We start from the raw sequence: 22,894 nt of genomic DNA on the forward strand, positions 1-22,894 counted from the left end.
CGGCCAAGCCGTCGAAGACCGGCGGGCCGATACCGCAGGGAGGCGACAAGCACGCCGGCGGGGGGAGAGGAAGTCCCCTGCCGCTTCACCAGCCCCGAGACCCGGCTGGCCGATTTCTGGGCCGATATCGAACCCTGGGGGCAGCCATGAGGACCGTGACCATCGGCGTCTCCTCGATCGTGGAGACCACCGCGCGCCCTGGCGGCCTTCCGGGGCGAAGCGCAGGGCGCGTTCATCTCCTCCCCACCGTCGAGGGCTTGTGACCGTGCTGACACCGCGTCGCTGGGCGCTACTCCGGGCGCTTGCCGGGCAGGAGCCAATGTCGCTCCGTGGCGCGGCTGCTGGATCGGGATGTGAACAACACGCACGCCGACGTGCACGCGCTCCTGAACGCTGGCATCCTGGATCGCACGGACGACGCGCGGATCGTGTTTCCCTACGACGCCGCGCAGGTGGATCTCACGATCGGGAGGGCCGCCTGACGGGCGAGGCCCCGCCCCTACTCCGCGGCTTCCGTCAGATACCGCGCCGGGTCGTAGTTCAGGATCGGCCCGAGCCAGCGCTCGACCTCGCGAACATCCATCCCCTTGCGGGCGGCGTAGTCCTCGACCTGATCACGCTCCACCTTGGCGACGCCGAAATAATGCGCCTCCGGGTGGGCGATGTAGATCCCCGATACCGAGGACCCCGGCCACATCGCGTAGGACTCGGTGAGCTTCACGCCGATCCGCCGCTCGGCCCGAAGAAGGTCGAACAGGGTCGTCTTCTCGGTATGGTCGGGCTGGGACGGGTAGCCCGGGGCCGGGCGGATCCCGGCATATTCCTCCTTCATCAGCTCCTCGGGGGTGTAGGTCTCCGCAGCCGCGTAGCCCCAGAACTCCCGGCGCACGCGCTCGTGCATCCGCTCGGCGAAGGCCTCGGCGATACGGTCGGCCAGCGCCTTCACGAGAATCGCCCGGTAATCGTCGTTCGCCCGCTCGAAGCGCTCGGCGATGCGGACCTCCTCCAGCCCCGCGGTGACCACGAAGCCGCCGACATAGTCGGCGATCCCGATCTCGGCCGGCGCCACGAAGTCCGACAGACAGGTGTTGGGCCGCCCGTCGCGCTTCGAGAGCTGCTGGCGCAGGCCGTGGAACGTGGCGAGCTTCTCCGACCGGCTCTCGCCGGTGTAGAGGGCGATGTCGTCGCCGATGCTGTTGGCCGGCCAGAAGCCGATCACCGCCTTCGGGTTGAACCAGCGCTCCGCCACGATCTGCTTCAGCATCTCCTGCGCGTCCTCATAGAGGGCGCGGGCGGCCGGGCCCTGCTCGGGATCGTCCAGGATCGCCGGGAAGCGGCCCTTGAACTCGTAGGTCTGCAGGAACGGCGTCCAGTCGATGTAGGGCACGAGGTCGGCGACCTCGTAGGAGCCGTAGACCCGGGTGCCGGTGAAGCTGGGCTTGGCCGGTCTGTAGCCCGTCCAGTCGATCTTGAAGGCGTTGGCCCGGGCTTTGGCGAGGGGCAGCCGCTGCTTGTCGAGTTCCGAGCGGGCATGGGCGGCCGAGACCTTGGCGTACTCGGCCCGGACCTTCTCGATCGTGGACCCACGGGTCTCCTTGGAGATCAGGCTCGACACCACGCCGACCGCGCGGCTCGCATCGGTGACGTAGACCGCCTGGCCCTTGGCATAGGCCGGGTGGATCTTCACCGCCGTGTGGACGCGGCTCGTGGTGGCGCCGCCGATCAGCAGCGGCACGTCGAAACCCTCGCGCTCCATCTCGCCGGCCACGTGGACCATCTCGTCGAGCGACGGGGTGATCAGGCCCGACAGGCCGACGATGTCGACCTTCTCGCGCTTGGCGGTCTCGAGGATCTTGGCGGCCGGCACCATCACGCCGAGATCGATGATCTCGTAGTTGTTGCAGGCCAGCACGACGCCGACGATGTTCTTGCCGATGTCGTGGACGTCGCCCTTCACGGTCGCCATCAGCACCTTGCCGGCGGCCTGCCGCTTGCCGTCGCCGCCATTGGCAAGCTTCTCGGCCTCCATGTACGGCTCGAGATAGGCGACCGCCTGCTTCATTACCCGGGCGGACTTCACCACCTGCGGCAGGAACATCTTGCCCGCGCCGAACAGGTCGCCGACCACGTTCATGCCGGCCATCAGCGGGCCCTCGATGACGTGGAGCGGCCGCTCCACGCCCTGACGCGCCTCCTCGGTGTCGGCCAGGATGTACTCGGTGATGCCGTTGACCAGGGCGTGCTCGATGCGCTTCGCCACCGGCGCCTCGCGCCACGTCAGGTCGGCGGTCTTGGCCTGGGCCGAGGCGCCGGTCTTGAAGCGCTCGGCGGCCTCCAGCAGGCGCTCGGTGGAATCGTCGCGGCGGTTGAGGACCACGTCCTCGCAGAGCGCGCGCAGCTCGGCCGTGATCTCGTCGTAGACGGCGAGCTGGCCGGCATTGACGATGCCCATGTCCATGCCCGCCTGGATGCAGTGGAACAGGAACACCGCATGCATCGCCTCGCGCACCGGCTCGTTGCCGCGGAACGCGAAGCTGAGGTTCGAGACGCCGCCCGAGATGTGGGCGTGCGGCAGGGTCTCGCGGATCGTGCGGGTCGCCTCGATGAAGGCCACGCCGTAGCCGTTATGCTCCTCGATGCCGGTGGCGACGGCAAAAATGTTCGGATCGAAGATGATGTCCTCGGGCGGGAAGCCGACCTGCTCGGTCAGGATCCGGTAGGCCTTGGTGCAGATCTCGACCTTGCGCTCGTAGGAATCCGCCTGCCCCTGCTCGTCGAAGGCCATCACCACCACGGCGGCGCCGTAGGAGCGGCAGACCTTGGCGGCCGCGATGAATTTCTGCTCGCCCTCCTTCATGGAGATCGAATTCACGATCGGCTTGCCCTGGATGCACTTCAGGCCCGCCTCGATCACCTCGAACTTCGAGGAATCGACCATCACGGGCACCCGGGCGATGTCGGGCTCGGCGGCGACGAGGTTCAGGAACTCGACCATCGCCTTCTGCGAGTCGAGCAGGCCCTCGTCCATGTTGACGTCGATCACCTGGGCGCCGGCCGCCACCTGATCGCGGGCGACGTCCAGCGCCGCCGCGTAGTCGCCATTGGTGATGAGCTTGCGGAACTTGGCCGAGCCGGTGACGTTCGTGCGCTCGCCGACGTTCACGAAGGGGATTTCCTTCGTCAGCACGAAGGGCTCGAGGCCGGAGAGGCGCATCAGGCGCGGGATCTCGGGGATCGGCCGCGGCGCCTTGCCGGCGACCGCCTCCGCGATGGCGCGGATGTGGTCCGGCGTGGTGCCGCAGCAGCCGCCGACCATGTTGACGAGGCCGGATTCGGCGAACTCGCCGACCAGCTTGCCCATCGCCTCCGGGCTCTCGTCGTAGAGGCCGAACTCGTTCGGCAGGCCGGCATTCGGATAGGCGCAGACCAGCGTGTCGCAGATCCGCGACAGCTCGGCGATGTGGCCGCGCATCTCCCGGGCGCCCAGCGCGCAGTTGAGGCCGAAGGTCAGCGGCTCGGAGTGGCGCAGAGAGTGCCAGAAGGCCGCCGGGGTCTGGCCCGACAGGGTGCGGCCCGAGAGATCCGTGATCGTGCCGGAGATCTGGATCGGCAGCCGGATGCCGGTCTCGTCGAAGACCTGCCACGCCGCGGCCACCGCGGCCTTGGCGTTGAGCGTGTCGAAGATGGTCTCGATCAGGATCAGCTCGGCGCCGCCGTCGATCAGGCCGCGGACCTGCTCGACGTAAGCCTGCTTGACCTGATCGAAGGTCACCGCCCGGAAGCCCGGGTTGTTCACGTCCGGCGAGATCGACAGGGTGCGGTTCGTCGGGCCGATGGCGCCGGCCACGAAGCGGCGGCGGCCGTCCTGCGCCTCGGCGAGCTTGGCGGCCTCCCGGGCGAGCCGCGCTCCTTGAGCGTTCAGCTCGTGGATGATCAATTCCATGCCGTAATCGGCCTGGGCGATGGTGGTGCCCGAGAAGGTGTTGGTCTCGCAGACGTCGGCGCCGGCCAGGAAGTAGTCGAGATGGATCTGCCGGATCGCGTCGGGCTGGGTGAGGATCAGCAGGTCGTTGTTGCCCTTCTGATCGTGGCCGTGATCCTTGAACCGGTCGCCGCGAAAGTCCTCTTCCGAGTACTTGAGCCGCTGGATCACCGTGCCCATCGCCCCGTCGAGGACGAGGATCTTCTCCGCCGCCCGCTGGCGCAGGGCCTTGGCGATCTCGGTGCCGTCGACGGGGGCAAAAGCGGTCATCATGCGTCCTGTCAGATCACCTCATCCTGAGGTGCCGGAGCGAAGCGGAGGCCTCGAAGGAGCCCTCCAGAAGTCTCGGTGTTCCCTGGAACCCTCCTGCGAGGCCGCTCGCGCGGCACCTCAGGATGAGGTGGAGGGTGGGATCTTCGGTCTCTCGCGTGTGCCCGGGCTTTCGGCTCGGACACAGCGCCGTCTCTGCGAGCGCAGCGGAGCAATCCAATGCGACGCTTCCGGTCGAGCTGGCGGCTGGCTCAACCCGCCTTTTCCAAAGCAGTGAGGCGCTTTTCGATCGCGTCGAGCCGCCCCTCGACCTCCGCGGCAGCGTAGCGTCCGAGGACCGATTCGCCGTTCACGGCTTCGCGTAGATTGTCGAACCGACCTTCCAACCTGTCGAAGCGCGCATTGACCGCTTCGAACTGCTGACGGACGTCAGCGAAGCTCGTCTGCATCTCGGTCCTCAGCTCCCGGAGGAGCGGAAGAATCATATCCTGCGGCTCAGCCATCGCGGTCACCCCCAGTCGCGCCCGTACCGGACGCAGCCTGAATTTAAGCCGCCGCCTTCGCCGCCGCCAGCTTCGGCGCCTGGGCGCGCAGGCCGAGCAGGTGGCAGATCGCGTAGACCAGATCCGAGCGGTTCATCGAGTAGAAGTGGAAGTCGTTCACCCCCTCGTCCACGAGGTCGAGCACCTGCTCGGCCGCTACCGCGCCGGCGACGAGGCGGCGGGTCTCGACGTCGCTCTCCAGCCCCTCGAACCGGGCCGCCAGCCAATAGGGCACCGAGGCGCCGGTGCGGCGGGCGAAGTTCGCCGCCTGCTTGAAGTTCTGCACCGGCAGGATGCCCGGGATGATCGGGATCGTGATCCCGGCCGCCCGGACCTTCTCCAGATAGCGCAGGTAGATCTCGTTCTCGAAGAAGAACTGGGTGATCGCCTGGTCGGCCCCGGCATCGACCTTGGCCTTGAGGGCGTCGATGTCGGCGTCGAGCGAGGCCGCCTCGGGGTGCTTCTCGGGATAGGCCGAGACCGAGACCTTGAAGTCGCCGATGCGCTTGATCCCCTCCACCAGCTCGGCGGTCGAGGCGTAGCCCTCGGGATGCGGCCGGTAGGCGTGGCCGACGCCCTCGGCCGGGTCGCCGCGCAGCGCCACGATGTGGCGCACGCCCGCATCCCAGTAGGACTGCACCACCGCGTCGATCTCCGCGCGGGAGGCGTCGACGCAGGTGAGATGGGCGGCGGGCTTGAGGCTGGTCTCACGGACCATCCGGGCGACCGTGTTGTGGGTGCGCTCCCGGGTCGAGCCGCCGGCCCCGTAGGTCACCGAGACGAAGCTCGGCTGCAGCGGCGCGAGGCGCTCGATCGAGGCCCAGAGGATCTTCTCCATCTCGTCGGTCTTCGGCGGGAAGAACTCGATCGAGACGCGGATCGGGTGGTAGCCGTCGCGGCTGGCGCGGTGGGTGGAGCGGCGCATCGGATCTCGTCCTCTAAGTCGATCGGTTCAGACGATGGGTCAGGCCTCAGGCGACGGCGCGCCGGGGCTGTTCGGTGGTCGCGTCGGCCAGCCCACCCTGGATTTCGCTATCTTGGGCCAGCCAGAGGGTGACGGTGAGCTGGTCCGACTCGCGCGGCGCCAGATCGCGCGTGGCGATTGTGGCGAGTCCGGCCTCGGCGAGCCAGTTCGAGACCTGATCGGACGAGAAGCCGAGCCGCCGGTGGGCTTGGGCGGTGCGCAGGAATTCCAGCTCGTGGGGGGCGAAATCCACCACCAGCAGACGGCCCCCCGGCGCCACGAGCCGCGCGGCGCCGCGCAGGGCCCGGGCCGGGTCGTCGAGGTAGTGCAGCACCTGATGCACCACCACGAGGTCGAAGCTCGCCCGGGCGAAGGGCGGCGCGTGAATGTCCCCCTGCCGCAGATCGACCCGCCCCAAGCCCTGCCGCTCCAGGTTGGCCCGGGCGACGGACAGCATCGCGTGGCTCGAATCGAGCCCGGTGGCGCGGGCCGCCAGCGGCGCCAGTAGGCCGAGCATCCGGCCCGTGCCGGTGCCGAGATCGATCAGGCTGCCGATCGGGCGCTTGCCCAGCGCGTCGAGCACCGCCGCCTCGACGACGGTCTCGCAGATGTGCAGGGAGCGCAGCTCGTCCCACTTGGGCGCCAGCCGCGCGAAGAAGGTCTGGGCCGTCTCGGCCCGCTGCGTCCGCACGGCGTCGAGCCGGGCGCGATCCTCTGAGAGCGGCGGGGCGGTCCGGTCGAGACCCGACAGGAGCGGGTCGGCAAGGCCGGCGCGGGCCTCGGCCAGCCGGAAGAACGCCCAGGCGCCCTCGCGGTGGCGCTCCACGAGGCCGGCCTCCACCAGCAGCTTGAGATGGCGCGAGATCCGCGGCTGCGACTGGCCGAGGATGTCGGTGAGATCGGAGACCGACAGCTCCCCCTCGGCGAGCAGCGCCAGGATGCGCAGGCGCGTCTCCTCGGCGGCCGCGCGCAGGACGCCCAGGGCCTCCGGAAAGGGGATCGATCCCGCCTGTCGCTCGGCTTCGATAGACATAAAGATATGTTTATGTGCGTTTCGCACCGGGCGCAAGCGCGAAAAGTCCCGGTTTCAAAAGGCCGGGGCCTTTTGCGGGTGCAGGGCGGAGCCATGCTGGGTTCGGGCGAAGCCCGATATCGGGGCTCCGCCCCGATGTCCCGCCAAAGGGCTCGCTCTTTGAAAACCCGGAGCTGCGCTACCGCAGCCAGTAGCCGTCCGGGCGCAGAGGCTCCGGCATCGGCTCGCCGAGCGCGTGGTGGACGATTCGGTCGACCGTGCGGACCATGGCGTCGAGGGGCAGGTCGTTCGGCTCGGTGCCGAAGGGTTCCTCCAGCTCGTCGCCCAGGGCGTCGAGGCCGAAGAAGGTGTAGCCGACCAGCGCCACCACGACCGGCGTCCCCCAGCCCAGGGAGCCCGCGAGCCCCACCGGCAGGAGCAGGCAGTAGAGCCACGCGGTCCGGTAGACGAGCAGCGTATACGCGAAGGGCAGCGGCGTGTTGGCGAGGCGCTCGCAGGCGGTGTGGACGCCCGACAGCGCCTCGATCCGCGCCTCCAGGAGGCTGAACTGGATGTCGGTGAGTCGGCCGGCGCGCATGAGGGCGGCGAGGTCGCGGGTCATGGCGGCGAGCACCGCGTCGGTGGGGTTGGGCCCCGACAGGTCCGCGCCGGGCGACCGGCCATCCACGGCCGCGGCCTCGTCGAGGGCGCGCAGGCGGGCGCGCAGGCCGTGCGCGAAGGCTGACAGGCGCCGGAGCTGGGGCGCCGCGTCCGGGTCGGGCAGCAGCGCCGGCAGGGCGCGGGCGAGGTTGCGCACCTCGCCGATCAGGCTGCCCCAGTGCTTCCGCGCCTCCCACCAGCGCTCGTAGCAGGCGTTGTTGCGGAAGCTCAGGAAGATCGAGAGCGCGAGGCCCACCACGGTGAACGGCGTCACCCCCGCGCTGACCGGAAAGAAGGCGGGCCAGCGCGCCTCCGCCCAGACCATCGCGCAGGACACCGCGACGATGCCGACGAGCTTCAGGGCCACCCGCGGCAGGATCGAGCCGCGGAGGGTGAACAGCAGGGTCAGCAGGTTGGGCCGGGTGCGGACGATCATGGGGGTGCGGGGCTGAGGCCCGGCCCTCCTGCCCTGCCCGTCCCGTGCCCGCAAGGATGCCGGCCCTACACGTCTGCGTCAGGGGCAACCGCCCTTTGCTTCAGAAGCCCACGGCCGCCCGGGGCTGGCAGGCGGCGGACAGCGGCGGCAGCGCGGCCGCCGCATCCTCCGCCGTGCTGGCGAGCAGGCCGACGGAGGCCGGGGACCAGCAGGCGGGACGCTTGAACACGAAGGCGTTCCGCGCCCGGTGATAGGGCGAATCCGGCTGGAAGAAGTTCCGGTACATCTGCGTCAGCTCGGCGCGCCGGTACTCCGCCAGCGGTCGATACGCCTCGTCGGCGTCCCGCGCCGCCTGCTTGCGCGCGGTGATGGCGGCGTGATCCTCCGCCTTCGCGGCCGCGAAGGCCTGCACGGCCAAATCAAACGCTTCGCCGGCGATCGCTCGATCGGCGAGGCCGATCTCCGCGGCCCGGCGGGCGCTGATCGGCAGGCAGGATTCGGTCAGCGCGACGGCGCGCTCCCAGCCGACCCGGCGGGGCAGCAGATAGGTCCAGTATTCCGAGCCGTAGAGCCAGCCCATGTTGCGGTAATGCGGGTTGAGCACCACGCCCTCGCGGACCAGCACGAAATCCGCGGCCAGCGGCAGGATCGCCCCGCCGGCCCCGACATTGCGGCCGAGAGCCGCCACCACGACCGTGTCGGTCGCCAGGATGATCGCGCGGATCAGGTCGTCCATGGCCACGATGTTGGCCCAGGATTCCGCGGCGGCGTCCGGGCTCGCCTCGATTGCGTTGAGGTGGATGCCGTTCGACCAGAGATCGCCGCCGCCGGCCAGCACGATGACCTTGGGCGAGCATGCCCGGGCCTGCTCGAACGCCGCCTGGAGCGTGCGGCACTGCGCCGTGCTCATCGCGCCGTTGTGGAAGTCGAAGCGCAGGTGGATGACATCGCCCTGGCGCTCGCTGCGCACCTCTGCGACCGGGTTCGGATAGGCGAGATCTGCCGAGGGGGCGATCACCGGCAGGTCCGCGGGCAGCGCGTCGCCGAGCACCTGCGCGGCGTCGAGCTTGATGCCGCCCTCCCGCTTCGGTTTCAGGCGGCCGATCCACACCGCGCCGTCCACCGTCGCCCGGCAGATCGCGCCGCTCTCCGACCGGGCGATCACGTGGCCCGGCTCACCCCGCAGGCGGGATTCGGCGCAGGCGGCGTGCAGGTAGACCGGCCGGCCGTAGAGTTCGTCGAGGATGCCCGGCACCCCGTCGGCCGCGTGGATGCGCGCCAGGATGTCGATCGTCGCGTCCCGGTTCCAGTCGATGCGGCGATCCGCCTGCTTCATGGAGGGGCGCAGCCGCCCGAGGGCGGTCGGAGCGGCGTAGTCGAGCGGCCGCGGGCGGAAGCCGGGCCGTTCGCGGTTGGCCATCGCCTCCCACAGGCAGGCCACCGCGCCGTCGATCACCTTGCGGCGGTAGACGCTGCTCTTGGGCGCTTGGCGCAGCGGGAAGGTCCGCGTCGCCCAGATCGAGCCGGCATCCATCTCGGCTTCCGCCTGCAACAGGGTCACGCCCCAGACCTCCCATTGCTCCTGGATGGCCCAGTCGAGGGCTGAGGGGCCCCGGTCGCCCTCGATGCCGGGATGGACGATCAGCGTGAGATAGGTCCTCCAGAGCGCCTCCGGGATCGCCCGCGTGAGGAACGGGGCGATGGTCAGATCCGGGCGGAACGTTGCGAAGGCGTCGGCCAGCCGCTCCGCGTCGCCGCCGTAGATCTCGACCGCAACCTCATGGCCGGCATCCGAGAGTTCGACGAAGAATCGCTGCGTCATGCTGTTGAACGCAGACGAGACCAGGAGGACGCGCATCATAATACTCCGACCGGTGTTTGGCATGTGCCAAACCCATCTCGGACTTCGTCCCCAAATCGATTTATCGTTGAAATTTCAATGTGACCAAAAAAGAGAGTGAGATATCAAGAAAAGGATATCGAATTCCTGGCCGTAAGCTCAGTCACGCTGGCATAATCAACGTCATTGATCTGACGCTAGACGTTGGCTTGACTTCGGGCAAGGGTGAAATCCGGCGCTCGTCGACGACGGCGGAGCGGCATCGCCTACTGGTAGCAGTTGTGAGGCTGGCATCTATCGTGCGGTTGCTTGCGCGGCCGTACGGACGAAGTCGCGCGTCCTGTGCCTCAGGGCAGCCCGTAAGGGGCCACAGCCGGCCGCCCCCGGCGTCTCAATCGGCGTCCCATAACCATGCCGCCCCGCGTACGCCCGAGGCGTCCCCGTGCAGGCTCGCCCGCACCGGGGTGTCGAACGCGTCGGAGAAGACGTGGGGGGCAATCGCCGCGGGCAGGCCCGCGATCAGCTCGGGGATCCGCGACAGGCCGCCGCCGATCACGATCACGTCCGGATCGAGCAGGTTGACCATCTGCGCCGCCGCGCGTCCGAGCCGGTCGAGATGGGCGGCGCACGTCGCCTGCGCTTCGGAGGAGCCGGCGCGGGCGGCGGCGACGATCGCCTCCGCGGTCAGGTCGCCGCCGTGCCGCCGCGCATGGTCGGCGGCGAGGCCGGGGCCGGACAGCCAGGTCTCGACGCAGCCCTGCCGGCCGCAATAGCAGGCGCGGCCCGGCCGCTCGTCGTCCCGGGCATCCGGCAGCGGGCCGTGGCCCCACTCGCCCGCGATGCCGTTGCGGCCCGTGAGCACCCGCCCGTCGATGGCGATGCCCGATCCGACGCCGGTGCCGAGGATCACCGCCCACACGACGCGTGCGCCCGCACCCGCGCCGTCGATCGCCTCGGACACGGCGAGGCAGTTGGCATCGTTCTCGATCCGCAGCGGCCGTTCGAGCCGTCGGGCGAGGTCCGCTTCGAACGGATGTCCGTTGAGCCAGTGGGAATTGGCGTTGCGCACGAGGCCGGTGGCCGGCGACAAGCTGCCCGGCATGCCGATGCCGACCGTGCAGGGCACGCCGGCCGCGGCTTCCAGGTGCAGGACCAGAGCCGCCACCGCATCGATCGTGGCCCGGTAGTCGCCGCGCGGGGCCGCCATCCGGGCCTCGGCCAGCGTCGCGCCGGTTCGGTCGAGGACGATCCCGGCGATCTTGGTGCCGCCGAGATCGATGCCGAGCCGCGCCCCTCGGGTGGGGGCCGCCATCACTCTGCGGCGGCGACCTTGCCGTCGGTGCCCATCGGCTGCGGAGTCTCGTCGGTGATATGGGTGCCGATCGAGACCGGGTGGGCCATCACCTCGTTGAGCTTGGCCACGTCGAGCTCGCCCTCCCAGCGGCTGACCACCACGCAGGCGACGCCGTTGCCGACGAGGTTGGTCAGCGCACGGCACTCCGACATGAACTTGTCGATGCCGAGCACCAGGGTCATGGCGGCCACCGGCACCGGGCTGTTGGGGATCGCCGAAAGGGTCGCCGCCAGGGTGATGAAGCCCGCGCCGGTGACGCCCGAGGCGCCCTTCGAGGTCAGCATCGCCACCAGGATGATGGTCGCGTATTGCGCGAAGGTCAGGTCCGCCCCCACCGCCTGTGCCAGGAACAGGGTGGCCAGCGTCATGTAGATGTTGGTGCCGTCGAGGTTGAACGAGTAGCCCGTGGGCACCACGAGGCCGACGACCGAATCCGAGGCGCCGAGCCGGCGCATCTTGGTCATGAGCTGCGGCAGCACCGTCTCGGACGAGGAGGTGCCGACCACGATCAGCAGCTCGTCCTTGATGTAGGCGAGGAAGCGCAGGATCGAGAAGCCCGCCACCCGGGCGATCGCCCCGAGTACCACCACCACGAACAGGATCGCGGTGACGTAGAAGGTGCCGACCAGCCAGGCGAGGTCGTAGACCTTCTGGATGCCGTACTCGCCGATGGTGAACGCCATGGCGCCGAACGCGCCCACGGGGGCGAGCTTCACCACGATGCCGATGATCTTGAAGAAGATCTGCCCGGCGGTGTCGATCGCGTGGTTCACCGCGGCCGCCCGCTCGCCGAGGCTCGTCACCACGACGCCGGTGAGGATCGAGATCAGCAGCACCTGCAGGAGGTCGCCGGTGGCGAAGGGATCGAAGAAGCTCTTGGGGATGATCGCCAGGATGTGGGCGACGGTGGAATCGGCCGCCGCCTTGTTGGCGTAGGACGCGACCTTGCTGGCGTCGAGCTTCGACGGGTCGGCGTTGAAGCCGGCGCCGGGCCGGATCACCTCGCCCACCAGCACGCCGACCAGCAGCGCCAGGGTCGAGACCAGCTCGAAATAGACCAGTGCCTTGACGCCGACGCGGCCGACCTTCTTGAGATCGCCGACCGACGCGATGCCGTGCACGATGGTGCAGAAGATGATCGGCGCGATCATCATCTTGATCAGACCGATGAAGGCGTCGCCGAGCCACTTCATCGCCTTGCCGGTGGCCGGATCGTACCAACCGAGCAGGACGCCGAGCGCGATCGCGATCAGAACCTGGATGTAGAGAACCTTGTACCAGGGCTCGCGGGGCGCCGCGGCCGGACTCGTCGCGTGGATTGCCTGTGCCATGTCCTACCCGTGCGACTGCCGCGCACCCTCCCGATGTGCCGGCACGCTAGCGGCTATTGGCCCGAGCCTCAACGGCAGGTCGGTAATCTGCCGGGAACCAACCGTGACAAAAACCTGTCGATCCCGGCAGTAAAGTACTTCTCCCGCCCGATAATAGCGCTCATCCCATGAAGCGCGGCTGTTTTCATCCGCCGCCGGATTTCGCCGTCCGTTCAACGGCATTCGAAGGCATTCCGGAGGTTGTCCATGGCTATGCGCCCTTGGGCCGGAACCGCGTTGCTTGGCGGTCTCCTGGCCTGCATCCTGTCCGTCCCGGCCTCCGCCGGGGTCGTGGCCCAGATCGATCAGGCGCGCCAGCGGATGCGCGTCATGGTCGACGGCTATCCCGCCTACGACTGGCCCGTCTCCACCGCCCGCCGCGGCTTCGTCACGCCGAACGGCCGGTTCCGGGTCGGGCTGATGGCGCCGATGTGGCGCTCGCACAAGTATCACGGTTCGCCGATGCCGCACGCTATGTTCTTCCGCGGCGGTTACGCGATCCACGGCACCTACGCGACGGGGTCCCTCGGGCGTCGGGCGAGCCACGGCTGCATCCGCCTGTCGCCGGGCCATGCGGCGGCCCTGTTCAGCCTCGCCCGCAGCCGCGGCGGCGCGGCGGTGGTGATCCGCAATTGAGGGCCTTCCGAATTCTGGTTGACCCGTATCCTGGATTTCCAAAGGGCTGGGGCTAGCCCTTTGGCGGGTTCTCAGGGCGGAGCCTCGAGATGGTCTCCAGGGCTCCGCACTGGACCCGCGAAAGGTCTCGACCTTTCGAAACCGCGACCGGGGCCATCCGACGCGGGCGGCATCGCATCGTCATGGAAAGGGCCGCAGGGCGGATGCACTGCGGCCCTCAGGTTGGGCATCGACCGAAATCCCGAGCGTGCCGGCTCAGGTCTGCTGCTGGCTGCGGCGGGGGCGCACGGTCCAGCGCTCGAACATCGAGCCCGGATCCTCGCCCTTCCCGTCCTTGGCCTCGGCGCCGTGCTCGGGCTGCTGATGGATCGCGGCGCCCAGCGCCTGCGACAGGCTCTCGATCACGTCGTCGATACGGGTGTCGCCGTGCAGGGAATCCGGCGCGGCGGCCTGCGCCGGGGCGGGTTCGTGATGGACGGGCTGGTGGACGGGTTCCGGCGCGGGCAGCGCCTCCGGCTCGCCATGGGGTGCGGGTTCCGGCTCGGCGGGCGTCGCCGCGACCGGCGCAACCTCGACCGGTTCCGGTGTCGGCTCCGGCATGGGCGGCGGCGCGACGGGCGCAGCCGCGACGGGGGCGGGCTGCGGGGCCGGGGGCGGCGCCACGATGCGGCGCATCGCGCCCAGCGCGCCCTCGTCGGCCTCGGACGACCGGGGGCTGCTACCGTAGCGACCGAAGCCGAAGCGCGGCTCGATCAAGTCGAGCACGGCGTCGAGCGCCGCGTTGCTCAGGGGAACCTCCTCGACCGGCGGTATGCCCTGGATCGCCAGGGCTTGCCGCTCGAAGGCCGGCTCGGCGCTGACCTCGCGCCCGAACCAGCTCGGCGCCGGGAAGCCCGCCGCGTCGCCGTCATTGTCGAAGGTGACGCTGACCAGATCCAGGCTGCCGGGGGTGACGTAGCGGTCGATGGCGATCTCGCGCCCACCGATCGTCATCGTGGTGCGGTCGTAGGCAGCCTTGCCGGGGCACACGTCGAGCAGCGCGTCGCCGTGGGCGCGCGGCACGTCGGTGCGCTCCTCGACCGGGACGCCGTCCGGCCCCTTGTTCAGCAGCACCAGCTGGCACTGCTGCCCGTCGACCCGCACGAAGGACGACCGGCCCCCCTGCGGCGCGAAATGCCCCTCGGTGATGCGGGCGCCGCCGCGCTCCTTGCGGATCAGGCGGACCAGGGACGGGGCGACCAGAAATCGGCGAACGGTGCTCATGGACTCAATACCCCTCCCGCTTGGTCGGCGGCACGCCGATCCGGCGGACACCCTTCGGGTCGCCGGCCCGGACGCGCGGAGGCAAGGGGACCGGCGGCGTGCGGCGTATAAGCAATGCTGCAACGCCGTATTGGCCCGTACCCGACCGCTTCCGTCGCCAAACTCCGGGCAGCGACAACATGAGAGAATAAAGCGCTAAGCAAAAACGTGCCGAAATCAAGACCGATCCGGGGACAGGACTCGGCCATCGGCCGTCCTGTCCCCGCAATCCCGCCTTTGCGCCCAGCTTTCGCAACCCAGGTTAAAGGACGCTCCGCCCTCAACCCGCCGGCTCGAAATTCATCGCGGCGCCGTTCATGCAGTAGCGCAGGCCGGTGGGGGCGGGGCCGTCGTCGAAGACGTGGCCGAGATGGCCCTGGCAGCGGGCGCAGTGCACCTCGGTGCGGACCATCCAGTGGCTGCGGTCCACCGTGGTCTCCACAGCGCCCGCGAGCGGCTCGAAGAAGCTCGGCCAGCCGGTGCCGGACTCGAACTTGGTGCCCTGCTCGAACAGCGGCTGGCCGCAGCCGGCGCAGGTGAAGGTGCCCGGCCGCTTCTCGGCGAGCAGGCAGCTCGTGCCGGCCCGCTCCGTGCCGTGCTCGCGCAGGACCCGGTACTGCTCCGGCGTGAGGGACTCGCGCCACGCGGCGTCGCTGCGGGCGTCGGGGCTGGTGGTCGGCGTATCCGCCATGATGATCTCCCTTGTCGCACGCTCATATAGGTGCAAGCCGGGGTATTCGGCAGTGCCGCTCGTGAAGATCAGGCCGCCGCACCCACCGTGTCGGCCATCCGCGCCCGCCGCTTGCCGATCGGCAGAGGTGCTCCCGTCGTCGTGTCGCGCCCGGTCTGGTGCTCCAGCTCGGCGTTGATCTCGCCGCCGAGCAGCACGATCGTCGAGGAGATCCAGATCCAGGTCATGAAGCCGATGACGGCGCCGAGCGAGCCGTAGGTCTCGTTGTAGGTGCCGAAATTGGCGACGTACCAAGAGAACAGCAGCGAGGCCACGAGCCAGAGCAGCCCCGCCACGACACTGCCGACCCCGACCCAGCGCCAACGGGCGTGCTCCCGGCTCGGGCCGAACCGGTAGAGCACCGAAAGGCTGCCCAGCAGCACGATCAGGATCGCCGGCCAGCGCAGGGCCGCGAGCAGCCACGCGGTGGAGCCGAGGCCAAGGAAGTTCAGCGCCACCGGCACCACCACGATCACGTTGAGCGCGATGATGATGAACAGCAGCGCCCCCACCGTGAAGGTGAGGGAGCGGAGGTTCAGCCAGAAGAAGTTGCGCTTCTCGTCCTCCTCGTAGACGACGTTCAGCGCGTCGAACATCGCCTTCATGGCGGCGTTCGCGCTCCAGAGCGACAGCAGCAGGCTGGAGAAGAACGTGACGCTGAGCGATCCGCTGCCCTTGGCGGCGATGCGCTTGACCTGATCGCCGATCAGCTCGACCGCCCCGGAGGGGAGCATGCTGTGGAGCTGCGCGAGGTGGTCGTTGATCACGTTGACGTCGGCGAACAGGCCGTAGCAGGTCACCAGCGCGGCGATCGCCGGGAACAGCGACAGCAGGGTGTAGAAGGTCACCCCCGCGGCGACGGCCAGGACCCGGTCCTTGTTGAACTCCAGGTAGACCCGGACCGCGATGTCCTTCCAGCCGGCCCGCGTCATCTCGGCGGGGGTCTCGGCGGCGCGGCCGCGCTCGGGCTGGGTCGCTGCGGTCAGCTGCGCGGCGCGGCCGGTGATCGAGCGCGCCCCGGGCGCGACGCCCTTGCGCGGTGTCTCGTCGACGCGCAAGGGCTCGGGCTCGACCGGTGGCAGGGCAGCCGGCTGCTGCGCCGGCTCGTTCCGCCGGGCCGCCGCCAGGGTCACCAGCGCCGATCCGAGCATCAGGATCCACAGGATCGAGCCGGTCTCTGGCTGTCCGGTCGAGCGCGAGGGCGGCGGGGTCATGGGTCGGGACGGGCCGTGCGCGCGGAACTGCCGCGCTCAACGTGGCAAACGTCGGCACGCTATCCCCGTTCCGCGGATCTGCGCCCATTGCGGAGGCAAAGTCCGGGGGAACCCTGTCGCGCAGGCGCGTTGTGCCTCTTATGGTCGATCAGCCCCGCCTCGGATTCTGCTGCAAGTTCATCCTGGACGAGCCCCCCGGCACGCACGCCACGCTGAAGGCGGAGCGGGAGGCGACGCTCCACATGAACCTGACCAGCGTGACGATGGCCCACCTCGCCAAGCTGGAACCCGCGGACCGGCGGGCGAAGCTCTCGGGCCTCGTGGCGCACAACCTCGACGCGCTCGCCCGGCAGATCGCCTGGGTTGGCGCCCGGCCGCCCCTTGAGCGCCTCCTGCGCATGGCGAGCAACGTCCTGCCCGGCTACACCCACCCGATCGCGCAGGCGCTCTACGCGGAGCCCGAGATGGCGGCGCTGGTCGAGCGGGGTCTCGCGGAGGCCGGAGCCCTGGCGCGTCGGCTCGGCGTGCGGCTGAGCTTCCACCCGGGCCCGTTCTGCCTGCTGGCGAGCCGGAACCCGGCGGCCATCGCCAACGGCCTGTCGGAACTCGATTATCACGCCGAAATCTTCGACCGGATGGGCTATGGCGGCGGCTGGCACCCGCACGGCGCCCACATCAACATCCATGTCGGCGCGGGCGATCCCGGCGTCGCGGGCTTCCGCGAGACTTTGCCCAAGGCGAGCCAGGTCGCGCGCGACCTCGTGACGGTGGAGAACGACGAGAACGTCTTCGGCCTCGACGCCGTGCTGCAGCTCGCCGATATCGTGCCGGTGGTGCTCGATCTGCACCATCACTGGGTGCAGAGCGGCGGCGAATACCTCGAACCCGACGAGCCCCGCATCGCCCGGGTCAAGGAATCCTGGCGCGGGGTTCGGCCGATCGCCCATATCAGCGTGTCGCGCGAGGCGGTGATCGCGGATTCCGATCCGGCGGTCCTGCCCGACTTCCCGGCCCTGCGCGAAGCCGGCCACGCGGTCCGGGACCTCGCCGCCCATTCCGACCTGATGTGGAACCGGGCGGTGAACGACCTCGTGGCCCGCCACCTCGTCTGGGCGGATTTCGAGATCGAGGCCAAGGCAAAGAACCGCGCCTCAATGCAGATCGCGCAGCATATCCTGGACCTGGAGCGGGCCGCTCCGATCGCTGCCGAATGACGGGCCGGTCTCGACGCCTCCGTCGGAGCGCTTTAGGCACTCCGGCATGAAGACCGCCGATTGCGACATCCTCATCGTCCCGGGCCTCGGGGGCTCGGAGGAGGACCATTGGCAGGCCCGGTGGGCGGGCCGGCTCGCCACGGCCCGCGTGGTCGTGCAGGACGACTGGCACGCGCCGACGCCGGGGGCGTGGTGCGGGCGGATCGCCGAGGCGGTGGCGGGTGCGACGCGGCCGGTGATCCTGATCGCCCACAGCCTCGGGGTGGTGGCGAGCGTCGAGGCGGTGCCGCTTTTCCCCGCGGGCGTGGTGCGCGGCGCGCTGCTGGTCTCGCTGCCCGACGTGGAGGAAAACACCGAGGTGCCCGAAGCGGCGCGTGCCTTCGCGCCGATGCCGCGGGACCCCCTGCCCTTCCCGTCGCTGCTCGTTGCCAGCCGGACCGATCCTTATTGCCGCTACGACCGCGCCGACGATTTCGCCCATGCCTGGGGCTCGCTGATCGTCGATGCGGGCGAGTCCGGCCACATCAACGTCGCGAGCGGGCATGGGCCCTGGCCGGAGGGGCTGATGCGGCTCGCGGGGTTCCTGAAGGGGCTTTAGGGGGCCGCAGTGGGAAGTGCGGCGCTTCCGATATCGGTTGATCCTTGAACCAGAGCCCTCCCGGATCCCGATTCGTCCCCTCTAATGCTGCTCGACCCGGACCGCCGGGCCGCGTTCCTCGAACTTGCGATCGCAACACACCGGTATTCCACCGGCCTGCTCAATGCGGCCGTGGATGCATTCCCCCAACTGGACATCCGGCAGCGCGCGGCGATCGAGGCTGGCCTACGCGACGCCGGGGCCGGGGATGTTGCCAGCGCGGACGCGGTGGCGGTCGCGTTTTGCCCCCCGGTGAAGCTGCACGTCACGCGCCGCTCCTTGCGACATCTCGAAGAGGTCCGCGCGTATATCGATCAGCACGATCCGCAGGCCAGCAACCGAATCGTTGCCCGGATCGGTGAGGCGATCGAGGGTCTTGCGTATCGCGTTGCCGGCGCTGCGATCGAGACGCTGGCCGTGCTGCACCGTGCCCGCCTCCGGCCCGGATTCGAGCGATGGCCGCAGCCCGCATTAACGCGCCGTTTACCACCGCCCCGTTCAGTGGCGGCGCGGGCGGTCCTTCGGCCCGAGGCCGCCCCGGGAGAGATTCGTGACGCGCAAAGAGCTTCTGGAACGACTCGACGTGGTCCAGGCCGCCCTCGGGCCGCGGGCGCAGGCCAATTTCAACAGCTCGCTGTTCAACGACGTAGCGCTGCTCAAGCGCATCGAGGCCTTCGAGGCGAAGGTCGGCGAGGTGGAGAAGCCGAAGGTGGCCGACTACACCGGCAACATGTTCTCCCGCATCGCCAACCGCCGCGCCGCCGCAGGCGGGAAGTAGCCCCCCGCGGCTACTTCGATTCGGTCTCGGCCGCGCGCAGCAATTCGCCGGCGACGTCGGCGAGCCGCGGCGGCGTCTCCCGCACGAAGGGGAGCGGCCGGCAGACGTTGAGGGCCGCGAGGCCGAAGCGGGCGGTCATCAGCCCGTTGAGGACCCCCTCCCCCAGCTTGGCGGAGATCCGGGCCGCGATCCCGAGGCCCAGCACCTGCTGCATCACGCTCTCGCCGACCGCCATCCCGCCGGTGACGGTGAGGTGCGCGACCGCCGCCCGCGCCAGCCGCAGGAAACCGAGGAAGCCCGGCCGCCCGCCGTAGATCGCGGCGATCCGGCGCAGCAGCCGCACGGCGGCAAAGACCACGAAGGCCACGTCCACGATCGCCCGCGGGCTCAGCGCCGTCACCGCCGAGACCTGCTTGGCGGCCGCCGCGATGGCGTTGCAGGCCTGCCGGTCGAGCCCCGACAGCAATTCGTACTCGGCGAGCCCGATCCGGTCGTCCACGTCGAGGATCGCGTCGGCGGCGGCATCGATCCGGGCGCGGCCAGCCGACAGGCTATTGCGGTCGGCATAGAAGGCCGAGAGCGCCTGTACCACCGCCTGCGCGCCGGTGTGGTCGCGCGTGCTCAGGGCGTCGACGGCCGATTGGCGCAGGCGCTCGATCTTGCGCTCCCGCCGCAGGCCGGCGAGCTCCCGCACGACGATCGCCAGCAGCGCCAGGGCGGCGAGGGCGAGCAGCGCGAGCGCCACCCAGCCGAGCCACGGCGCAGCCTGGAACAGGTCGGCGATCATCCGCTCGACGGAGAGGCCGATCCCGAGCGAGACGAGTCCGCCGACCGCCGACAGGAACAGCGCCCCCCAGGGCGACCGCCGCTTGGGTGCAACCGGCACCGCGACGCCGTCAGCGGCATCGATGATCTCGAAGGGTTCCTCGACGATCCGGGTCTGCGGTCCGGGGGAGAGGGGCGTGGTGGTCACGCTCGCGTTCGACGGCGGCTCCGGCGTGATCCGGAAGGCGCGGGGTTTCTGGCCCGAGGTCATGGGTGGGGGCTCCGCAGACACAGGGACATCGTCACGCCAGCCTGTCCCCGATCAGGAACTGCATCGCCCGGTCCAGCCGGATCTGCGGCAGGTGGCCGGGGCGGCCGAGGCCGTCGGACCGCACCAGCGGCGGCCTGAAGCGCGGAAAGCGCAGCGAGCCCGGCGCCACGGCCCCCTCCAGCACCGCCTCGGCGCGGGCGGGCAACTCGCCCGGGAAGATCGCGGCCTCGCTGTTGCCGTCGAACACCTCGTCGCCCACCACCTCGCCCGCCTCCGGGGTGCCGGCGACCGCGCGGAGGATCTCCGCGCCGTCGTGGACGGTGGTCTCCCGGGTGGCGCGCACGGAGGCCAGCGCCACGGTGCCGACCCGGGCGCCCGCCGCCTCGGTCCGCCGCATGGCGCGCGATACGAGCAGCCGCAGCAGCGCGTCGAGCCGGTCGTGGCTGGTCTGGTGGAGGTGGTCGGCCTTGGTGGCGGCGAACAGCACCCGATCGGCCCGGGGCGCGAACAGCCGCGACAGCACCGTGTTGCGGCCGATGTTCAGGCTGAGCAGCACCGCGTCCAGCGCCTCCTCCAGCTCTGCCAGGGCGCTCGGGCCGGCATCGACCGCCGAGAGCACGTCGACCAGCACGATCTGTCGGTCGACCCGCTGAAAATGGTCCCGGAAGAACGGTGTTACCACCTTCGTTTTGTAGGCCTCGAAGCGCCGCTCCATCAGCCCGGCGAGGCTATTGGGCGCGATCACCTCGGTCAGGCGGTCGAGCGGCGCGAAGGTCAGCGCCGGGGAGCCCGCGAGGTCGCCGGGCATCAGAAAGCGCCCCGGCGGCGTGGTCGCCACCGATTCCGGGCCGGCCCGCAGGCCCGCGAGATACGTCTTGAAGGCGTCGCTCGCCCGCTCGGCCGCAATCTCGTCGAGGGGGGCGTTCGGATCGAACCCCGTGAGCGCGTCGAGCCAGGGCGCGGCGACCGCGGCGCGGCCGGGCCGGCGGGTGCCGTTGATCGTGGATCGCGACCACGCCGTGTAGCTGGTCTCGATCAGCGCGAGGTCGAGCAGCCACTCGCCGGGATAATCGACCACGTCGAGCATCAGGGTCGCGGGGCCGGTGCGCCAGCCCGCCGCCCGCTCGTAGGCGATCTCCAGGCGGAACTGGCTGATTCGGTCGGTGGAACGCGGCCAGCGCCTTGCCTCGGTCAGCGTCCCGAAATGCTCCTCGAAGGGGAAGCGCGGCACGTCGTCGTCGGGCTGGGGCACCAGCTTGGCGCGGCGCAGGCGGCCCTCCTGCGCGGCCGCGAAGGCCGGCAGCGCGTGGGTCTCGACGAGGTGGTGGATCAGCGCCGTGGTGAACACGGTCTTGCCCGAGCGCGCCAGCCCGGTGACCCCGAGCCGGAGGGTCGGCTGGACCAAGAGGTCGTGCGAGGCTTCGGCGAAGGCTTTGACGGCCGAGCCGGCGCGTGCGGCAAGGTCGGTCAGTGGCACGGGCGGGCTCGCGTGTGGGGAATGGGCGGGGGTGAGGTGGCGCGGCAGAGGTGGCGCGACTCGGGCCGAACCGCAAGGCTTGCCGTCACGGCGAAGCGGCGGGGGTCGTCGGGCGCAGCCGGGCGATCGCTCCGGCGACGAGGTCGGCGCCGGCCCGGAGGGTGCCGAGTTCCACCGCCGACATCGCCAGCATCACCGGCGCGAGGTTGGCGCGCGGGGCGCCGTCCGGCCCGAACAGGTCGAGATCGTCGCCGGGCTTCAAGCCGACGCTGCCGCTGATCCGGGCGGCGTAGGCCTGGATTCGGGTCTCGTCGCCCGTGCAGAGCGGGGCCGGCAGGCGCAGGTCGAGCACCGGCAGGCCGGCCGCGATGGCGGGCAGCAGCGCAGCCTCGGCCACCATCCGCTCGGGGCTCGGCACCCGGCTGCCCGTCGTCCGGTCGAGGAGCGCCGACGGATCGGCGACGCTCCGGGCCGGACGCGCCGCGGGGGTGATGTCGGAGGCGATGTCGGGCACGGGCCGGAGCGCCGCCACCCGCGGCATGGCGGGGCGGCGGGCGGGGCGGCCGGCCATCCGCGCGAGCGGCGACCAGGGCTGCACGCGCAGGGCCGCCCGGCCCCGCGGCGCGCCGCCGGGACGGTGGGTTGCGAGGAAGCGGGCGCGCAGCGTTCGCCCGAGGCCCCGGGGCGCCAGCGTGGTCGAGATGGCGGTCGCCTTCGCGCCCCGGCTCGCCGGCGCGGATGCGACCCGGCACTCGGCCGGCGCCCAGCGGCGCACGATGGCCAGCGCCGTGTGCCGATTGTAGTCGCGGTAATAGCGCCGGAGCAGGCTCGCGGCGGCGTCGGCCCCGTCATCGAGGGTGGCGAAGGCCGTGTGGCCCTCGGCATCGGCGCCAATCTCCCCGGGCCAGCGGGCCGACTTGATGCACCAGCCGTTGTTGAGCCGCACGCAGCGGGCGACGTAGGGCGGGTCCTCCGCCAGGGAGGCCGTGACGGCGAGCGCCCGCGGCAGAAGCTGCGCGCCGGTCTGGGCGTGCCAGTTCGAGACGGAGCGAGTGACGGGGTCGAAGCGCGGGGCCGGTTCGGCGGGGCCGGCCAGTGCCGTCGACGGCGCGCTCAGAAGGGCATCCACGCGGGCCGCCGCGGGCGGCATCAGGCTGGCGAGCAGGACGAGCGCGTTCAGCAGCACGCGGATGGGTCCCGAAGGTCTTGTGCAAGCGCGCCGCCCTCCCTCCCCCCTCTGCGGGGGAGGGTGGCCCCCGAAGGGGGTCGGGAGAGGGGAACCCGGCTTCCGGAGAGGGCGCAGCTTTCATGACGGCCGCAGCCTCGTTCTGCACCGTCGCTCCCCTCTCCCGACCCCTGCTGACGCAGGGGCCACCCTCCCCCGCAAAGGGGGGAGGGAGGGCGCGCGTCATAAGCGTGGGAGCCCTTGTCTCCGGCCGT

Annotated in this window: 20 protein-coding genes; 5 read left to right on the forward strand and 15 right to left on the reverse strand. The window is 70.5% G+C overall.

All coding sequences use genetic code 11. The annotated features are described in order from the left end of the window. Positions 1-329 precede the first annotated feature (329 nt). Entirely contained in the window at positions 330-482 is a 153-nt protein-coding gene (locus MKK75_RS21330) for a hypothetical protein (protein WP_244044518.1), read from the forward strand. Between the two features lie 17 nt (positions 483-499). Here the strand turns inward: MKK75_RS21330 and metH are convergent, their stop codons facing one another. From metH to MKK75_RS21370, 8 genes are all read right to left on the reverse strand, one after another. Continuing rightward, a complete protein-coding gene (gene metH / locus MKK75_RS21335) occupies positions 500-4,252 on the reverse strand; it encodes a methionine synthase (RefSeq protein WP_244044536.1) in 3,753 nt (1,250 codons plus the stop codon). Positions 4,253-4,503: 251 nt separating this feature from the next. Beyond that, complete coding sequence (locus MKK75_RS21340; RefSeq protein ID WP_244044519.1) at positions 4,504-4,755, reverse strand: hypothetical protein; 252 nt, start codon at positions 4,753-4,755, stop codon at positions 4,504-4,506. Positions 4,756-4,798: 43 nt separating this feature from the next. Continuing rightward, a complete protein-coding gene (gene metF, locus MKK75_RS21345) occupies positions 4,799-5,719 on the reverse strand; it encodes a methylenetetrahydrofolate reductase [NAD(P)H] (protein ID WP_244044520.1) in 921 nt (306 codons plus the stop codon). Positions 5,720-5,765: 46 nt separating this feature from the next. Then, positions 5,766-6,791, reverse strand: a complete 1,026-nt coding sequence (locus tag MKK75_RS21350; RefSeq protein WP_244044521.1) for an ArsR/SmtB family transcription factor — start codon at positions 6,789-6,791, stop codon at positions 5,766-5,768. 178 nt (positions 6,792-6,969) lie between these two features. Then, on the reverse strand, positions 6,970-7,866 hold the full coding sequence (locus MKK75_RS21355) for a bestrophin family protein (protein WP_244044522.1): 897 nt from the start codon (positions 7,864-7,866) through the stop codon (positions 6,970-6,972). A 100-nt stretch (positions 7,867-7,966) separates the two neighbouring features. Continuing rightward, on the reverse strand, positions 7,967-9,727 hold the full coding sequence (locus tag MKK75_RS21360; protein ID WP_244044523.1) for a hydrogenase maturation protein: 1,761 nt from the start codon (positions 9,725-9,727) through the stop codon (positions 7,967-7,969). Positions 9,728-10,097: 370 nt separating this feature from the next. After that, on the reverse strand, positions 10,098-11,018 hold the full coding sequence (locus MKK75_RS21365) for an ROK family protein (protein ID WP_244044524.1): 921 nt from the start codon (positions 11,016-11,018) through the stop codon (positions 10,098-10,100). Then, positions 11,018-12,391, reverse strand: coding sequence for a dicarboxylate/amino acid:cation symporter (locus MKK75_RS21370; RefSeq protein WP_244044525.1), 1,374 nt, complete (start codon positions 12,389-12,391; stop codon positions 11,018-11,020). Before MKK75_RS21370 ends, MKK75_RS21365 begins: the two co-directional genes overlap by 1 nt. Positions 12,392-12,637: 246 nt before the next feature. Between MKK75_RS21370 and MKK75_RS21375 the strand changes: the two genes are divergently transcribed. Next, a complete protein-coding gene (locus tag MKK75_RS21375; protein ID WP_313901880.1) occupies positions 12,638-13,066 on the forward strand; it encodes a L,D-transpeptidase in 429 nt (142 codons plus the stop codon). Positions 13,067-13,321: 255 nt separating this feature from the next. Here MKK75_RS21375 and MKK75_RS21380 read toward each other — a convergent pair whose 3' ends face one another. The 3 genes from MKK75_RS21380 to MKK75_RS21390 form a co-directional block, all read right to left on the reverse strand. Further along, positions 13,322-14,329 carry a hypothetical protein gene (locus MKK75_RS21380; RefSeq protein ID WP_244044526.1) on the reverse strand — a complete coding sequence of 336 codons (1,008 nt, stop codon included), beginning with the start codon at positions 14,327-14,329 and terminating at the stop codon, positions 13,322-13,324. 319 nt (positions 14,330-14,648) lie between these two features. Then, complete coding sequence (gene msrB, locus MKK75_RS21385) at positions 14,649-15,059, reverse strand: peptide-methionine (R)-S-oxide reductase MsrB (RefSeq protein ID WP_244044527.1); 411 nt, start codon at positions 15,057-15,059, stop codon at positions 14,649-14,651. Positions 15,060-15,127: 68 nt separating this feature from the next. After that, positions 15,128-16,312, reverse strand: coding sequence for a YihY/virulence factor BrkB family protein (locus MKK75_RS21390; RefSeq protein ID WP_244044528.1), 1,185 nt, complete (start codon positions 16,310-16,312; stop codon positions 15,128-15,130). Between the two features lie 140 nt (positions 16,313-16,452). On the opposite strand from MKK75_RS21390, the gene MKK75_RS21395 reads away from it, so the two are divergent. Beyond that, positions 16,453-17,526, forward strand: coding sequence for a UV damage endonuclease UvsE (locus MKK75_RS21395; protein WP_244044529.1), 1,074 nt, complete (start codon positions 16,453-16,455; stop codon positions 17,524-17,526). A 46-nt stretch (positions 17,527-17,572) separates the two neighbouring features. After that, complete coding sequence (locus MKK75_RS21400) at positions 17,573-18,124, forward strand: RBBP9/YdeN family alpha/beta hydrolase (protein ID WP_244044530.1); 552 nt, start codon at positions 17,573-17,575, stop codon at positions 18,122-18,124. A gap of 225 nt (positions 18,125-18,349) precedes the next feature. Here the strand turns inward: MKK75_RS21400 and MKK75_RS21405 are convergent, their stop codons facing one another. After that, complete coding sequence (locus tag MKK75_RS21405) at positions 18,350-18,589, reverse strand: hypothetical protein (RefSeq protein WP_244044531.1); 240 nt, start codon at positions 18,587-18,589, stop codon at positions 18,350-18,352. 124 nt (positions 18,590-18,713) lie between these two features. On the opposite strand from MKK75_RS21405, the gene MKK75_RS21410 reads away from it, so the two are divergent. Further along, positions 18,714-18,941, forward strand: coding sequence for a hypothetical protein (locus MKK75_RS21410; RefSeq protein ID WP_244044532.1), 228 nt, complete (start codon positions 18,714-18,716; stop codon positions 18,939-18,941). Positions 18,942-18,951: 10 nt separating this feature from the next. On the opposite strand, the gene MKK75_RS21415 is transcribed toward MKK75_RS21410, so the two are convergent. The 3 genes from MKK75_RS21415 to MKK75_RS21425 all read right to left on the reverse strand — a co-directional run bounded on the left by MKK75_RS21415 (position 18,952) and on the right by MKK75_RS21425 (position 22,640). Next, the gene (locus MKK75_RS21415) at positions 18,952-19,977 is read right to left on the reverse strand and encodes a YcjF family protein (RefSeq protein ID WP_244044533.1); all 1,026 of its coding nucleotides are present in this window, start codon (positions 19,975-19,977) and stop codon (positions 18,952-18,954) included. Between the two features lie 31 nt (positions 19,978-20,008). After that, positions 20,009-21,454, reverse strand: a complete 1,446-nt coding sequence (locus MKK75_RS21420; protein ID WP_244044534.1) for a YcjX family protein — start codon at positions 21,452-21,454, stop codon at positions 20,009-20,011. 85 nt (positions 21,455-21,539) lie between these two features. Further along, a complete protein-coding gene (locus tag MKK75_RS21425) occupies positions 21,540-22,640 on the reverse strand; it encodes a hypothetical protein (protein WP_244044535.1) in 1,101 nt (366 codons plus the stop codon). Positions 22,641-22,894: the final 254 nt, after the last annotated feature.

The sequence above is a fragment of the Methylobacterium sp. J-030 genome (assembly GCF_022829545.1).
Lineage (GTDB): Bacteria > Pseudomonadota > Alphaproteobacteria > Rhizobiales > Beijerinckiaceae > Methylobacterium.

Excerpts from the sequence above, each read along its gene's own strand:
- MKK75_RS21360 (WP_244044523.1), bottom strand. The coding sequence starts at position 9,727 with ATGATGCGCGTCCTCCTGGTCTCGTCTGCGTTCAACAGCATGACGCAG.
- MKK75_RS21355 (WP_244044522.1), bottom strand. The coding sequence starts at position 7,866 with ATGATCGTCCGCACCCGGCCCAACCTGCTGACCCTGCTGTTCACCCTC.
- MKK75_RS21380 (WP_244044526.1), bottom strand. The coding sequence starts at position 14,329 with ATGAGCACCGTTCGCCGATTTCTGGTCGCCCCGTCCCTGGTCCGCCTG.
- MKK75_RS21365 (WP_244044524.1), bottom strand. The coding sequence starts at position 11,018 with ATGGCGGCCCCCACCCGAGGGGCGCGGCTCGGCATCGATCTCGGCGGC.
- MKK75_RS21395 (WP_244044529.1), top strand. The coding sequence starts at position 16,453 with ATGGTCGATCAGCCCCGCCTCGGATTCTGCTGCAAGTTCATCCTGGAC.
- metF (WP_244044520.1), bottom strand. The coding sequence starts at position 5,719 with ATGCGCCGCTCCACCCACCGCGCCAGCCGCGACGGCTACCACCCGATC.
- MKK75_RS21400 (WP_244044530.1), top strand. The coding sequence starts at position 17,573 with ATGAAGACCGCCGATTGCGACATCCTCATCGTCCCGGGCCTCGGGGGC.
- msrB (WP_244044527.1), bottom strand. The coding sequence starts at position 15,059 with ATGGCGGATACGCCGACCACCAGCCCCGACGCCCGCAGCGACGCCGCG.
- MKK75_RS21350 (WP_244044521.1), bottom strand. The coding sequence starts at position 6,791 with ATGTCTATCGAAGCCGAGCGACAGGCGGGATCGATCCCCTTTCCGGAG.
- metH (WP_244044536.1), bottom strand. The coding sequence starts at position 4,252 with ATGACCGCTTTTGCCCCCGTCGACGGCACCGAGATCGCCAAGGCCCTG.
- MKK75_RS21370 (WP_244044525.1), bottom strand. The coding sequence starts at position 12,391 with ATGGCACAGGCAATCCACGCGACGAGTCCGGCCGCGGCGCCCCGCGAG.
- MKK75_RS21415 (WP_244044533.1), bottom strand. The coding sequence starts at position 19,977 with ATGACCTCGGGCCAGAAACCCCGCGCCTTCCGGATCACGCCGGAGCCG.
- MKK75_RS21390 (WP_244044528.1), bottom strand. The coding sequence starts at position 16,312 with ATGACCCCGCCGCCCTCGCGCTCGACCGGACAGCCAGAGACCGGCTCG.
- MKK75_RS21375 (WP_313901880.1), top strand. The coding sequence starts at position 12,638 with ATGGCTATGCGCCCTTGGGCCGGAACCGCGTTGCTTGGCGGTCTCCTG.
- MKK75_RS21340 (WP_244044519.1), bottom strand. The coding sequence starts at position 4,755 with ATGGCTGAGCCGCAGGATATGATTCTTCCGCTCCTCCGGGAGCTGAGG.